The sequence below is a fragment of the Sporosarcina sp. SG10008 genome, from assembly GCF_044569405.1.
GTDB lineage: Bacteria > Bacillota > Bacilli > Bacillales_A > Planococcaceae > Sporosarcina > Sporosarcina psychrophila.
In genome coordinates this window covers 4512926-4527121 of record NZ_CP172607.1, presented here as the reverse complement: position 1 = coordinate 4527121, position 14196 = coordinate 4512926, and the positions used below count along the sequence as shown (strand labels likewise).

Annotated in this window: 16 protein-coding genes and 1 riboswitch; of the genes, 9 read left to right on the top strand and 7 right to left on the bottom strand. The window is 43.3% G+C overall.

Annotated features, from left to right (window positions below; genetic code table 11):
* Window positions 1-80 precede the first annotated feature (80 nt).
* Entirely contained in the window at window positions 81-950 is an 870-nt protein-coding gene (locus ACGLYD_RS21380; protein ID WP_342539555.1) for a putative RNA methyltransferase, read from the bottom strand.
* Window positions 951-1108: 158 nt separating this feature from the next.
* Here ACGLYD_RS21380 and ACGLYD_RS21375 point away from each other — a divergent pair, with 158 nt between their 5' ends.
* Window positions 1109-2236, top strand: a complete 1128-nt coding sequence (locus ACGLYD_RS21375; RefSeq protein WP_354313240.1) for a CAP-associated domain-containing protein — start codon at window positions 1109-1111, stop codon at window positions 2234-2236.
* A gap of 73 nt (window positions 2237-2309) precedes the next feature.
* The gene (locus ACGLYD_RS21370; RefSeq protein WP_187046509.1) at window positions 2310-3449 is read left to right on the top strand and encodes a zinc-dependent alcohol dehydrogenase; all 1140 of its coding nucleotides are present in this window, start codon (window positions 2310-2312) and stop codon (window positions 3447-3449) included.
* An 82-nt stretch (window positions 3450-3531) separates the two neighbouring features.
* On the opposite strand, the gene ACGLYD_RS21365 is transcribed toward ACGLYD_RS21370, so the two are convergent.
* Window positions 3532-4059, bottom strand: a complete 528-nt coding sequence (locus ACGLYD_RS21365) for a superoxide dismutase family protein (protein WP_399633330.1) — start codon at window positions 4057-4059, stop codon at window positions 3532-3534.
* Window positions 4060-4373: 314 nt separating this feature from the next.
* Between ACGLYD_RS21365 and ACGLYD_RS21360 the strand changes: the two genes are divergently transcribed.
* Complete coding sequence (locus ACGLYD_RS21360; RefSeq protein WP_399630452.1) at window positions 4374-4694, top strand: hypothetical protein; 321 nt, start codon at window positions 4374-4376, stop codon at window positions 4692-4694.
* Window positions 4695-4760: 66 nt separating this feature from the next.
* On the opposite strand, the gene ACGLYD_RS21355 is transcribed toward ACGLYD_RS21360, so the two are convergent.
* The 5 genes from ACGLYD_RS21355 to ACGLYD_RS21335 all read right to left on the bottom strand — a co-directional run bounded on the left by ACGLYD_RS21355 (window position 4761) and on the right by ACGLYD_RS21335 (window position 8314).
* The gene (locus ACGLYD_RS21355) at window positions 4761-5753 is read right to left on the bottom strand and encodes an LLM class flavin-dependent oxidoreductase (protein ID WP_067205042.1); all 993 of its coding nucleotides are present in this window, start codon (window positions 5751-5753) and stop codon (window positions 4761-4763) included.
* A gap of 4 nt (window positions 5754-5757) precedes the next feature.
* Window positions 5758-5973, bottom strand: a complete 216-nt coding sequence (locus ACGLYD_RS21350) for a DUF896 domain-containing protein (protein ID WP_067205039.1) — start codon at window positions 5971-5973, stop codon at window positions 5758-5760.
* 40 nt (window positions 5974-6013) lie between these two features.
* Window positions 6014-6967, bottom strand: a complete 954-nt coding sequence (locus tag ACGLYD_RS21345) for an LLM class oxidoreductase (RefSeq protein WP_187046507.1) — start codon at window positions 6965-6967, stop codon at window positions 6014-6016.
* A gap of 32 nt (window positions 6968-6999) precedes the next feature.
* Window positions 7000-7482 carry an Rrf2 family transcriptional regulator gene (locus ACGLYD_RS21340; protein WP_187046506.1) on the bottom strand — a complete coding sequence of 161 codons (483 nt, stop codon included), beginning with the start codon at window positions 7480-7482 and terminating at the stop codon, window positions 7000-7002.
* 148 nt (window positions 7483-7630) lie between these two features.
* Window positions 7631-8314, bottom strand: coding sequence for a phosphoribosylaminoimidazolesuccinocarboxamide synthase (locus tag ACGLYD_RS21335; RefSeq protein WP_067205032.1), 684 nt, complete (start codon window positions 8312-8314; stop codon window positions 7631-7633).
* A 761-nt stretch (window positions 8315-9075) separates the two neighbouring features.
* Here ACGLYD_RS21335 and ACGLYD_RS21330 point away from each other — a divergent pair.
* From ACGLYD_RS21330 to ACGLYD_RS21305, 6 genes are all read left to right on the top strand, one after another.
* Complete coding sequence (locus tag ACGLYD_RS21330; RefSeq protein WP_067205029.1) at window positions 9076-9795, top strand: YebC/PmpR family DNA-binding transcriptional regulator; 720 nt, start codon at window positions 9076-9078, stop codon at window positions 9793-9795.
* Between the two features lie 73 nt (window positions 9796-9868).
* A riboswitch (TPP riboswitch) is annotated at window positions 9869-9977 on the top strand.
* Between the two features lie 546 nt (window positions 9978-10523).
* Entirely contained in the window at window positions 10524-11129 is a 606-nt protein-coding gene (locus ACGLYD_RS21325; protein WP_399630446.1) for a thiamine phosphate synthase, read from the top strand.
* Complete coding sequence (gene thiO / locus ACGLYD_RS21320) at window positions 11113-12213, top strand: glycine oxidase ThiO (RefSeq protein WP_399630443.1); 1101 nt, start codon at window positions 11113-11115, stop codon at window positions 12211-12213. The genes ACGLYD_RS21325 and thiO overlap by 17 nt, the downstream gene beginning before the upstream one ends.
* Window positions 12176-12382 carry a sulfur carrier protein ThiS gene (gene thiS / locus ACGLYD_RS21315; RefSeq protein ID WP_399630441.1) on the top strand — a complete coding sequence of 69 codons (207 nt, stop codon included), beginning with the start codon at window positions 12176-12178 and terminating at the stop codon, window positions 12380-12382. Before thiO ends, thiS begins: the two co-directional genes overlap by 38 nt.
* Window positions 12379-13152 (top strand): thiazole synthase, encoded by a 774-nt coding sequence (locus ACGLYD_RS21310; RefSeq protein WP_399633328.1) that lies wholly within the window; start codon window positions 12379-12381, stop codon window positions 13150-13152. Before thiS ends, ACGLYD_RS21310 begins: the two co-directional genes overlap by 4 nt.
* Window positions 13149-14165 (top strand): ThiF family adenylyltransferase, encoded by a 1017-nt coding sequence (locus tag ACGLYD_RS21305; RefSeq protein WP_067205017.1) that lies wholly within the window; start codon window positions 13149-13151, stop codon window positions 14163-14165. Before ACGLYD_RS21310 ends, ACGLYD_RS21305 begins: the two co-directional genes overlap by 4 nt.
* The last annotated feature ends 31 nt before the right edge of the window (window positions 14166-14196 follow it).

Below are 14196 nucleotides of genomic sequence, written 5' to 3'. Positions count from 1 at the left end.
TATAACTACCGCAATCGCGAGAATATAAAACCAGCTTGGAACACTGCTAATTCCACCAAACATCTTCCTCGCCCCTTTCTTTACTCAACCCTCTTCACACCTGAAATGACGGTGAAGTCGATTGTAATGTTCTGTATATCCATTCCTAGCGCTTCTTCAATCTTTTCCTCACTCGCGCCCCACGTGAGCGGAGTCATGCGGATAAGCGGTGCAAGAAGCCCCGACGATAACGGGAATACATACGTAATCCGTTCCGTTGTGACAGCGTCATAGTGTTGCGCAAAGCGCGCAACGGGATCCGTATCGCCTGTGCGCTCTTCATCATCATAAAAAACAGCTCGTAACTCCTTTAGATAACCGCTTTCCGGTACTGCTTTCACAAACAATCCATCTGGTTTTAGAAGACGCGTAAACTCTGCGTAATTTGCCGGCGATAAAATATTTAAAATAACATCGAATTGGCTTTCTTGGAACGGGCAGTTCGCCAGGTCCGCGACACTCCAAATTGAACCTGGATACTCTTTCGCCGCCGCAGTAATCCCCTCTTTTGCAAGATCAATGCCTATTCCAGTTGTTTTACCAGGCAGCTGTGAAAGAATTGCCGACAAGTGCGTGCCTTCCCCGCAACCCGCGTCCAGAATGAAGGCCTGTTCCCGCCCTTCTATATGCTCATGAACTTTATGTGTAATAAATTCCAGAACCTGATTGAAAAACCCACTGCTCATTACCGTTTTTCTTGCTTCAAATAGCGATTTATCATACTTCGTCACATGTGCCTGCGGTGCTAAATTGACATAGCCATTTTTTGACAAATCGAATGAGTGATTGTCTACACAAACGAGCCGCGACTTGTCCTCCATGACCATTCCAGATGCGCAGATTGGACATCTAAATAAATGCGAGTTGCTTTCCATCACTTGTGCATTGAATATTTTTTTTGATATAGTCATACGTTGAAAACCCCGTTCATCAGTTATTCTATTAGTATACAGCTTTTCGACGAGTACTGGAAATGGAGCGAACCCAGTTTATTACCGTCACCATAAATACCTTCATACTGTATTCAACTAGTCCCATGGGGTTACAATAGCAGGTAGGAGGCGATTCCATGAAACGATTATTCCTTTTCATCCTTTTCATTGCTGCACTTTATTTCACAAAACCGTACTGGGAAGAACCAGTCTCACAATATGTCGACATCTCTTTTCTAGAACCTGTCGATGAAAAAATCGATACTCTTTTGACAAAGGAATCCCTCGACACAACAATCCGTTCCATCAGCAACACCATAGATAAAGCACTATCTTACCTAACTTCAAAGACAACTGAAACCGAAGAATCTATCCCTGTTGCAGAAAAACCAGTGTTGGATAAACCCTTGAAAACACAGGTCTCAATCCACAATATCGAACTTGGTAGCCCACAAGAAAAAGTGACAGCTGAACTTGGGGAACCAAAAAATCAATCCATGAACGAATACGGTACCGAATGGTTCACTTATCATGATGGCTATCAAAACTTCGTCATGGTTTCGTTCGATGATAAACAGATAGTGAACGCCATTTATACAAATGACGACCTCATTTCATCAACTGCTGGCATCAAATACGGTTCTTTAAAATCAACGGTGCGCGAAACATTCGGCGAACCGATTAAAGAAATTCGAAAAGGTTTGAACATTTACATGCTACAGGAAAGTGAAGGTTTTGACGTCTTCAAATCAGGCGATACCTACACTTATGTTTTTTATGATTTACATCAAAATGACAAAGTTACAGCCATCCAGCTAATTAACGATTCATTGGAAAAGAAAAAAACCGGCATCTATGCCGGCGGTGATGCAAACTTACGAAACGGGTTCGAACAACAACTTTTCGACTTAACGAATGCAGCGCGCGTCCGTCACGGGCTTTCCATCCTAAAATGGGAGTCAAACGTAGCTGTTACAGCGCGCAAACACAGTGCGGATATGGCAGATAATGATTATTTTAGCCACGAAAACAAGCAAGGGAAATCCCCATTCGATCGAATGAAAGATGACGGCGTCAGTTTCCGGGGTGCAGGTGAAAATCTTGCATATGGCCAATCAAGCAGTATTTTCGCGCATGAAGGCCTTATGAATTCCGAGGGACATCGTGAAAATATTTTGCTAGATACTTACAGCCACCTGGGTACGGGCGTTTCGTTCAATGATAAATTGCAGCCTTATTATACAGAGAACTTTTTGCTAAAATAAGCTCCATTTAGGATTAATGGGTCATATTCAAGGAATTGGATAGACTATTAAGCATAATGGAGGGGATTTATCAATGAAAGCTGTTACATTCCAAGGTGCAAAAGATATTAAAGTAAAAAAAGTGGATGACCCAAAAATTGAAAAGCATGATGACATTGTCGTCAAGGTAACTTCTACTGCCATTTGCGGATCAGATTTGCACATCTATTTGGGCGCTATACCGACGCATAAGGACTATGTCATCGGCCATGAACCGATGGGTATTGTCGAAGAAGTCGGGCCCAATGTGACGAAAGTAAAAAAAGGGGATCGCGTCGTAATCCCGTTCAATTTGGCATGCGGGCATTGTTTTTATTGTGACCATGAAATGGAAAGTCAATGCGACAATTCGAATCCGAATCCCCATGTGGACACGGGCGGTTATCTTGGATTCACCGAACGCTACGGCAATTACCCAGGCGGACAAGCCGAGTATTTACGTGTTCCTTATGGCAACTTTACACCGTTTGTCATCCCTGAAACATGTGAGCTCCCTGATGAAGCCCTTCTTTTCATGTCGGACGTCCTGCCGACAGCTTATTGGAGCGTAGAAAATGCGGGTGTTAAAAAAGGTGATACGGTCGCTGTCCTCGGATGCGGGCCAGTCGGTCTTATGGTTCAGAAGTTTGCTTGGATGAAAGGCGCTAAACGTGTGTTGGCAATCGATCACGTTCCATACCGCCTAAACCATGCTGTTAAAATGAATAAAGTGGAAGCACTGAACTTCGAAAAATTCGACGATATAGGCAGCCACATTAAAGAGATGACCAGCGGCGGGGTCGACATAGTCATTGATTGTGTCGGAATGGACGGTAAAAAGAACATGCTTGAGAAAGCTGGACAGAAATTGAAGCTGCAAGGCGGAACATTAAGCGCTATTGATATTGCTTATAAATCCGTTCGAAAGTTTGGGACCATCCAGCTAACAGGCGTTTATGGTTCCCTTTACAATATGTTCCCTCTCGGCAATCTTTTCGAACGCAATATTACGCTAAAAATGGGACAAGCGCCTGTCATTCATTACATGCCGATGCTTTTCGATAAAATCACGAAAGGCGAATTCGACCCGACAGAAATCATTTCCCACGTGGTCCCACTTGAAGAAGCTGCTACCGCTTATCAGCGTTTTCACGATCATGAAGATGAGTGTATTAAAGTCATATTGAAGCCTTGAATGAAAAACCGGTGGATGCACATCTTAGTGATGTATCCGCCGGTTTTTTCGTGGTCTAAAGTATACTTTTTATGACTATCCCTTACTTCTTTTTAATAACCGCACAGGCAATTCGACCACCTGAGTTACCCGATGGATCCGTTTTGTAGTCATCTACTTTTTCATGAATAACAAGCGAACTGCCGTCAGCGTCAAGAAGTGAGTTCTTAACGTCTGGCTTTAGCGTAACTAATGCAGTCGTCACTTCAGCAGTGACCTTACCATCTGCATCGACTTCGAGGTTCGGTAGATCACCTAAATGAAACCCTTTTGGATTATCAAACCCGTGTTCTTTATGTCCCGGATTGAAATGGTCTCCTGCAGATTTAAAATCAGGTGGTGTACACACAGCCATTTCGTGAATATGAACGCCATGTTTGCCTGGCGACAATCCTTCAGCCTGGATATTGATTGTCACACCGTCGATTCCTTCAACAAAGCTGGCTTCACCAATTTTATCCCCTTTCGTGTTCAAAATCGGCGACATCACCGACTGGACGCTTTCTCCAGTGACTGGTAATTTCACTCCATTCTTTCCACACCCACCAGCAATCAATAGCGCAGACAACATAATGGATAGTACAATTTTTTGTTTCAATATAATTCCTCCTCACTATCTCTTTACTAAGGAGGATGGCTTTAATTCATTTTAATATGTATGGAAAGTTGAATTATTTTCCTATCTAAGTTGAAATAATGATTCATTTCAATTACGCTTCAGCGCTTAGGGAGTGCCTTCACTCCCTTTTTACACGTATTCATATGTTCAATTATCTATATCTTATATTTTCTTCTGCGATTGCTTAAACACAGATCGGGTTAACACACCAGGAAACTAATTCCATATCACTTCGTCTTACCTTTGACAGAAAGGGTGGAAATCGCATGTCTTTCTTGACAATTACAATGTCTTTAGCTGATTTGCAAAGTTATTTGAATAAAATTGATGAATTGTTAATCATCGGATTGCTATCAAGTATTGTCTTTATTTGGAGAAGTAAAAAGCTTGGAATAGCTCAGTATTTACTTTACATCATCTCAGTTATGTCGATAGGTATTGCTGGCTATACTGGAATTCTTGGTGGAATCCTAGCCGATGAATTAAATTTGGGTGGAACCATTGTTCGTGAACTAATCGTTATTTCACTAGGTATCTTCACTATATTTTATACACTTGAGAAATCGACAGATGATACAAACAAGTAAAAAAACCGCTACCAATTCCAGTTTACGTCGAATTGGCGGCGGTTTATCTCTTTTATTTAATTAACTTTAAAACAGTTCCTTCGCTAATAGACGATAAACATCCAAGCGTTTCTTTTGCGAATGAGGAATGCTGCAAATCATGGCTTCATCAAATCCGTAATGCTCCTGCTCTGTTTGTAACAGCGTCGCAATCTCTTTAGCTGTTCCCACTAAATGCAGTTTACGATTTTCTTTAATGGTCATACGATCCATTTCCGTCAACGGATAATCTTGGGCCTCTTCAGGTGTTAAGGATTGCCCGAGGTGACCTTTCATTAGCATTAAACGGGCAATGTCCTGAGGTACAGCTTCGAATTCAGCCTCTTCTTTTGTTTCAGCTACCGTTACCATATAGGACACATTGATTTCCGGTTTTTCCAAGAACGCCGAGGGTTGGAAATTCTTTTTATATGCATCTAAAATCTCTTTAGTCATACCGCCGTTGAAGAACTGCGCAAACGAATAGCCTACACCCATCCGACCTGCCTGGATTGCGCTGTTGCCGCTCGAACCAAGCAACCATGCTTCCGGTAAAACGATAGTAGAAGGGGTTGCGATTGTTTTGTTGTACAAATTGTCTTCCGGCACTTCATCGTTAATCAATTGGAGTGCCGTCTCAAATTTCTCATACATATCATTGACCATCGGTTTGCGGCCTTCTGATAATGCATAAATGGCTTGGTTATCCCCGCCCGGCGCGCGACCGACACCAAAGTCAATTCGACCAGGAGAAAACGCACTCAATGTTTTAAACACTTCAGCTAGTTTCAATGGCGAATAATGCATCATCATTACACCGCCTGTACCAATACGAATGTTTTTCGTTTTGGCAGCCAAGTGAGCTGCTGTTACTTCGGGTGCTGAACTTGCAAATGATTTTGTTCCATGATGTTCAGCCATCCACATCCGATGATAGCCTAATTCATCTGCCAAGATAGCCAGTTCTTCTGCTTTTTTCAAAGCACCTGGGGCAGTATTTCCACTAGTAACAGGTGCTTGATCTAGTATACTTAATCTCATATGTTTAACGTCCCTTCTCTTGGCGAAGCTTCTCAGGTGTGACATCTTCCCCGAGTGGGTCAATCACAGTTATACCTGAAACAGTGTTCAGAACTTGCCCACGAATTTCTCGTAAGTAGTCTTGCTGCAATACTGTTTGTTCAACCATTTCGGCATTTGTCAAACCTTCTTCACGTTGTTTTTTTGCTAGCTCATTAATGCGGTCTAAGTCTTTAATCATTTTTTCTCCCTCTTCCCCTATCATTTACTTTTCAATGGCTTCACTTCTCAATTGATGGAAAGTGAGGAAGTACATATTCCCCTATTTCCTGAATTACATCTTCCACGGGGCGGTTACCCGTTTTCAAACCCAATATGACATGATTAACACCAATATTTTGTAAAGCATACAAGTAATCGATTAGAAACTTATGACCTGACCTAAAGCCTACTTTTATAGGTACTGGGTTCGGTGCGGCCAACGGATTCTCTGATAAGTCGATAACCAATGGTTGTATAAATGGTTTAAACTCACCCGTTGCCTGTCGCCAAAGTTTGATCATTTCACGCTGGCGATTCGCTTCTTGCGCATAAAACATCCAGCCATCCATATGTTCTGCCAGCCATTCAGTCGTTTGACCAGAATAGCCTGTTGCTAAAACGGGGATATCGGCTAAGACAGGCTTGGGAATAATATCCCCTTCTGTCATGCCAACCCTTTCTGTATGAACCTGTGGGTATGATTCTTCCCACACTTTTTTCATGACCGTTAACGACTCCCGAAACAATTCTGCCCTATCATTACGCTCCACTTTAAATGCGGGAAATTCGATTGGGCGGTCACCAGTTGCAGCGCCAAACAAGAAACGTTGATTAGACATTTCATCCAAAGATGCAGCTGATTTGGCTAAGTGCAGGGGGTGACGTAATGTTGTGACAACACTTGCAGTACCAAGCGCGAGTTTATTCGTATGTGCTGTTACATAGGCGAGAAAAATAAAAGGATCATATATAACACCTGCATCTCCAAATTTAGGATCGAATAACGGAGAATCTCTAACAAACAAAGAAGCAAATCCTAGATCTTCTACTTTTTTCACAAGCTTCATTTGCTCTTTCAAATCCATCTTGGGGAGACTTCCAGCATCCGGCTCCAAAGGAAACATAAACCCAAGCGTTAATTTGTTTTCCTTAAACGTTCGTGCAAAACCATTATGTGATTGGAATTTCCCCATAATGTCATCCTCCTAGCTGCCACACTTTTCAATCACAGAACCATTTTTTCGCGAATCAATTCTTGTAGAAATTCCACTTTCTCTTGATAGCGCTCTGTCTGAATTCCATCTGATAGGGATGCGATTGTTTCACGCTTCAGTACGGATTTCCAAACCGATTCAGCTTCTCCCATTAAGTCCGTTAACAAACAACCTGTATCTTCTTTTTCCAAATCAAGCATGTCGTCGAGAATCCCACTCGCGGAATAAAGGGATTGCTGACCCTCTATTGCGAGATAAATATCGTATATCCGAATCTCTTCGGGCTTTTTCTTTAATTTGAACCCGCCTTTTACACCTGACACAGAAGTAATCAAGTCTGCACTGACCAGTTTTCTCAACAACTTTTGAAAATATGTTGGTGAGGTTCCCAATTGCTGGCTGATTGCATCTCCTGGCAGTACCGCTCTATCTGGTAGCATGTTTAGCATGAGAATCGCATAAACAGACTGCTCAACGCCTGTTTTCATTTGCATAAAATTCGCCTCTTTTATTAATCTAATGTAGATATTCATTATCCTCTTTATCGAATTTTATCTTACAGTACTCGTAAAGTACATTTATTTGATTGTAATAAAAACCGCTGCCAACTCCAGTTTCGTGGAATTAACAGCGGTTTGTCATTTATGCAAGTATCAATTTTTCAAGATCCATTGGTGCAATATATGTACCGTCTTTATAGACGCGCATATTACCACCAGAAATTTCGTCAATCAGCATGATTTTACCTGATTCAGCGTCGCGTCCAAACTCGAGTTTAATATCATACAAGTCAAGACCTTTTGCTGCAAGTTCAGCTCTAACTACGCCTGAAATCTCTTTCGTTAATGCTTCGAGCGTAACGTATTCATCAGTTGTCAATAGACCAAGTTGTGCTAGTCCATCCTTGTTTATCGGCGGGTCGTTACGGTCATCGTCTTTGAGCGTGACTTCTACGAAGGCATCCAAAGGTTGTCCTTCTTCACAGTACGCACCGTATCTACGCAAGAAGCTTCCAACAGCGCGGTATCTGCAAATCACTTCAAGGCCTTTGCCGAATACCTTCGCTGATCGTACTGTCATCGTTACTTCATCAATATTAGCATCTACATAATGAGTAGGAATATCTTTATCCGCCATTTTTTCAAAGAAATATTTCGTCATCCGAAGTCCGGATTGCCCCGCGCCTTCAATCGATAAGCCAACTGTGTTCGCGCCAGGATCGAAAACCCCGTCTTCTCCGGTTACATCATCTTTAAATTTCAGTAGTACATTGTTGCCGTCCAATTTGTATACATCTTTCGTCTTCCCTTTATATATGAGTTCCATGCGTCTGTTCCCTTCTATAGTAGGATGAACGTTCACCTTTAGTATAATTGAGAATCGTCATAAGAAAAAGAGTTTTTCTTAAATATCGGTTAATGTTCTTTCTATCACGCCAAAACTGTACGATAGTAGACAAATTCTCATAATTGAAAGACAGTATATATGTTGAACAAATGAATACGGCGTATGCGCTTTACAAGGGCTTTTGGGAGGCTACTGAAAAAAACCTTGTACTTGAAATGAATTAGGATTCCCCCTAATACCGCTTCGGCGCTTTGTGGATGCCTCCCGCGATAAGCCAGAAAGGAAACCACTTTCAGTCTTATCGCTCCGGCTACCACGAAGACGCGCCTGCGCTAGATAGTCTATGTGAGAAAGAGCTTTTCATTATCTGCGATGAAAACTGCAACCCGGAGTGTGTCTTTCTTGAATAGAATTAGTAGCAAAAAATAAGCACATTATAATCTCGGCGTATACATCTCAAAATCACATTTCTCTCGATAATGAACATCCTAGCGCAGGCGCGGCAAAGGCATTCCCAAAGCGCCAAGCATTCTACAATCCCCCCCGAATTAATACTCTCTCCTTATTGAGCGCCACAGTAAATTTAGTGGGATTCCTTAATTCAACTTAAATAGGTAAAAACTTTCTCCCTTACACAACCTAATAGCCCATTTTTAATAATTCCCACTCGTCTACTTGCATATAATTGTTGTATACTTATTGTAGTAAATCTATGCTTAATCGAAAGTGAGTGGAAATTCATGGGCCGTAAATGGAACAATATCAAAGAGAAAAAAGCTTCAAGAGATGCGGACACGAGTCGCATTTATGCTAAATTCGGACGTGAAATTTATGTAGTAGCGAAGCAAGGCGAGCCTGATCCTGAATTGAATCAAGCGCTAAAATTTGTCGTAGAACGCGCAAAAACATATAGTGTACCAAAAGCGATTATTGACCGGGCAATTGAAAAAGCAAAAGGTGGTTCAGAAGAAAACTTTGACGAGCTTCGCTATGAAGGATTCGGACCAAATGGCTCGATGGTTATTGTCGATACACTGACAAATAACGTCAATCGTACTGCATCAGAAGTACGCGCCGCATTCGGTAAAAATGGCGGTAATATGGGTGTCAGCGGATCCGTTTCCTATATGTTTGATGCGACTGCAGTTATCGGAATTGAAGGTATGTCCGCCGACGACGTTCTCGAACTTCTAATGGATGCGGACGTCGAAGTGCGTGATATTCTAGATGAAGAGGAATCGGTCATCATCTATGCTGAGCCAGACCAGTTCCATGCTGTACAGGCAGCTTTAAAAAGTGCTGGTATTACAGAATTTAACGTCGCTGAAATAACAATGCTTGCACAAAACGACTTGACTCTGTCACCAGAAGCTCAAGCACAATTCGAGAAAATGATTGATGTACTAGATGATTTGGAAGATGTTCAACAAGTGCATCATAACGTCCACTTAGACGACTAAGCGCAACTGTTCATCCTTTCATTCATTCCGTTGACGTGCTATGCTACTAATAGATTGACAACTTCATAACATATTCGACCATTAGGGGAATCCTTTTAAAGGACTGAGAAACGAGTTCCACTCCGCTACCCTTATCACCTGAACAGGTTTGTACCTGCGTAGGGAAGTGGCGTGTCTTCCTATCAGTGCATTCTAATGCCATCGACAGACCACTTTCCATACCTGGAAAGTGGTCTTTTTTTATCAAGAAAAGCAGAAGGCGCCGTCTAGCCCCGACAAGCGCTGGAGGAATTGATGGTAAAGGCGATCTTTGCCTTTCCCATCAATTCTGAAGCGACTCGAGGGGCTGGCGCCTGGAGCTAGACAATAGAGAAAAGCAGAAGGTGCCGTTTAGCCCCGACAAGCGCTGGAAGGCTTGACGATAAAGGCGCTCTTTGCCTTTTCGGCAAGACTGAAGCGACTCGAGGGGCTGGCGCCTGGAGTCTAGACAACAAGAAAAGCAGAAGGCGCCGCTACAAATGAACGCAGCTTAAGTGCGCCACTTCCTGTGGCAACAGCTGCATGACCTACATCCTGTAGGCCCCCGACAGGCATAAGACGGTTTACGAAGAGGGCGTCCTTCAGCCCTCGCAGTAAAACGACTTATGACCCGAGGGGTTGGCGCCTGAAACTAGACCCTATTCCCAGGTGAAAACATATACTATTTCTTTTCGATAAGGAGGAGTTCGATGAAGATAATTGCCGTAACAGATGACAAAATGGAACGTAGCCAATTGCTTGATACCCTGCTAGCAATCGAACCTTTTATCGACGCAGCCATCTTACGTGAGAAATCGAAAATGGATTCAGAAATAATAGCGTTGATTCGACAATTAATCGAAGCTGGCTTTGATTCAACTAAACTAATTGTCCATGGACGAACGAACGTCGCTTCAATTACGGGAATTAAAAAAGTTCAACTACCCGGATACGGCGAACCGCTAACGCTACTCAAAAAAAAATTCCCGGCTATCTCCTTCGGCAGATCTGTCCACTCTTATGGTGAAGCTGAAATTGCTTATAAAGAAGGTGCTGACTGGATTCTTTATGGTCATTTATTCGAGACAAGTTCAAAAGTCGGCCTCCCTCCCCGTGGAACCAATGAGCTTTTTCAAATCGTCGAATCCCTACCAATTCCTATCTACGCAATTGGTGGAATTCAGCCCCATCACCTTCCGCAATTAAATCAAGGCGGAGTTACAGGAATTGCAGTGATGTCGTCCATTTTTGGCAGTGACAATCCTGAAGTTGCCACAACAGCCTATAAGGATGCCAACCATGTCACAACCAGTTGATGTTGTCGTTATTGGGGGAGGGATTATTGGTTGCAGTACAGCTTATTATTTAGCAAAAGAGGGTTTGTCAGTTCACCTTGTTGAACGCGATAAAATCGCTCAAGGTACTACTCGGGCGGCTGGCGGCATGCTTGGTGCACACTCTGAATATTTGAATGACACCTTTTATTCATTCGCGCAAGAAAGTCAGGTACTGTATTCAGAATTCCAACGTGATGCAGGGGTTGACTTCGGTTATACAACTGGTGGTATTGTTCAGTTTGCTTGTTCCGAAGAAGAACGAATTGCCCTTTCCCGTTGGAATAACGCGGTTTATCTTTCAGCTGAGCAAGTTCGCGAACGAATTCCGCATGTTGCTCCACCTGCTTTTGGTGCGTATCTTTTTGAAGAAGACGTCCATGTTCATCCTGAAAAGGCTTGTCTGGCATTTTGCGCAGCGGCTAAAAATTTGGGTGCCACTATTTCAGAACAGGCCACAGTCGATGAAATCACACTGTTACATGGTGGCTATCATATACGCATTGCGTCGTCCATTATCAACGCAAAACATCTAGTCATCGCAAGCGGTGCAGCGAGCACCAAGCTTGTGTCAGGGCTGCAAATGACCGCAGTGAAAGGCCAATGTATGCAACTCAATGCGGTAGGCATGCAATTACCTTATACACTTTTCCATAAAGGCTGTTACGTAATTCCACGCTCGGGTGGAACGCTCGTCATCGGGGCCACGATGGAATACGGACATACAGACTTGCAGATAACTGATGCCGGTAATTTGGCATTAAGTGCTATTGCGGAACGTTTTATACCTGGTCTTTCCCGCCTTCCTGTTATGAACAGATGGGCAGGTCTACGTCCAAAAACCGTTGACGACTTACCGTATATCGGTCGGATTCCAGGGAATGAAAATATGTATATTGCAGCTGGTCATTTCAGAAATGGGATTTTATTGGCGCCCGCAACCGCCTGCTTGATTCGTGATTTGATCATCGGAAATGAAGTGAATACAGAACGGATTAAGGCATTTGATCCGAAAAGGGGGATATTTCATGAAGCGAACAATCGAACTGAACGGCAATCGGTATGACATGCCCGCAGAAGTTGAAACTGTGCAGGAACTGCTTGGGCATCTGGAACTTGCGGAACGCATCGTCATCGTGGAAATGAACCGAGATATTCTTGCGAAAGACGCATATGACAAACCGATCAACGACCGCGACCAAATAGAAATCATTCACTTTGTAGGAGGAGGATAATTATGCTAACAATCGGCAATAAAAAATTCAATTCAAGACTATTACTAGGTACAGGAAAATACCCGTCATTTGATGTGCAAAAAGAGGCAGTGCGTGTATCGGAGTCAGAAATTCTTACGTTCGCAGTAAGACGTATGAATATCTTCGAGCCATCACAACCAAATTTCTTGGAACAACTCGATCTTTCGAAATATACACTATTACCAAATACAGCGGGCGCAAAAACAGCGGAAGAAGCGGTACGCATCGCGAAACTGGCGAAAGCATCAGGACTTTGTGACATGATTAAAGTTGAAATCATCGGTTGTGACCGATCATTACTCCCGGATCCAGTAGAAACACTTCGGGCAACTGAAATGCTGTTAGATGAAGGATTCATGGTCCTGCCTTATACGTCAGATGATGTTGTGCTCGCACGTAGGTTATGCGAAATGGGCGTTCATGCAATCATGCCAGGCGCATCCCCTATCGGATCAGGGCGCGGTATTTTGAATCCACTTAACTTGTCGTTCATCATTGAACAATCCAATGTACCCGTTATTATCGATGCAGGAATTGGCTCGCCGAAAGATGCAGCTTATGCAATGGAGCTTGGCGCTGACGCAGTTTTATTGAACACAGCGGTATCAGAAGCTGGAGATCCGATTAAAATGGCCCTTGCCATGAAGCTCGCGATTGAAGCGGGACGACTCGGCTATGAAGCAGGCCGGATGCCGATGCGCGATTATGCGGTTGCAAGTAGCCCACTGGAAGGACTTGTAACGAATTGATTGAAAAATATTCACGTCAGGCATTATTCGCTCCAATTGGCGATGTCGGCCAAAAAAGGATTCGTAAAACTAGTATTTTCATATTAGGTGCCGGCGCGCTTGGCTCATCCGGTGCTGAAATGCTCGTCCGTGCAGGCGTTGGACGTGTAACGATTGTGGACCGGGATATTATCGAGTCGACCAATCTGCATCGCCAGCAATTGTATACGGAACAAGACGTCATTGAGCAATTGCCAAAAGCAGTTGCGGCGGAGAAACGATTGACGGCGATTAATAGCGATGTAGCTATAACAGGTATTGTAGTCGATGTAACGCCACAAAACGTCCTCGATCTAATGACCGACCATGATTTAGTATTGGATGCAACAGACAATATTGAAACACGGCTGCTAGCGAACGATGCAGCGCTGAAACTCGGCATCCCCTTTTTCATGGGGGCATGTGTCGGAAGTTATGGCCTAACGTTTCCGATTGGCATTCAAGACAACCAGCCGTGTCTACATTGCTTGCTAGAAACATTGCCATCACAGACATTAACATGTGATACAGTCGGCGTCATCAGCCCGGTTGTGGTTACTACAGCGGCTCGGCAAGTTACTGACGTGTTGAAATATATAACGGGAACACCTTTTGGACCGAAACTCGAATCTGCTGATTTATGGACAGGCGACCGCGCTTCAATTGGAGTTGCAAGCATGAAGAAAGCCGGTTGCCCAAGTTGTTCCGAAAATGCAGTATATCCGTTCCTTTCTGCTCGTGAGTCTATGAAAACAGCGGTGCTTTGTGGACGTGACACCGTTCAATTATCTTGGCCTAAAAGTAGAAAGTTTGAACTCCTCCCTTTTGCCGAATCAATTCGCGGAAGCGTCTCAAAATTAATTCACAACCCGCATCTAGTCGCCTGTGAATACAACGGTCACCGCATCGTGCTGTTCCGTGACGGTCGCATGCTTGTACATGGAACGAAAGATATTGTAACTGCGAAGAAAATTGCTGCCGGGTTGCTAGGATAATTGTTGAATGAAAAAAGAGCATAGCTTTTAT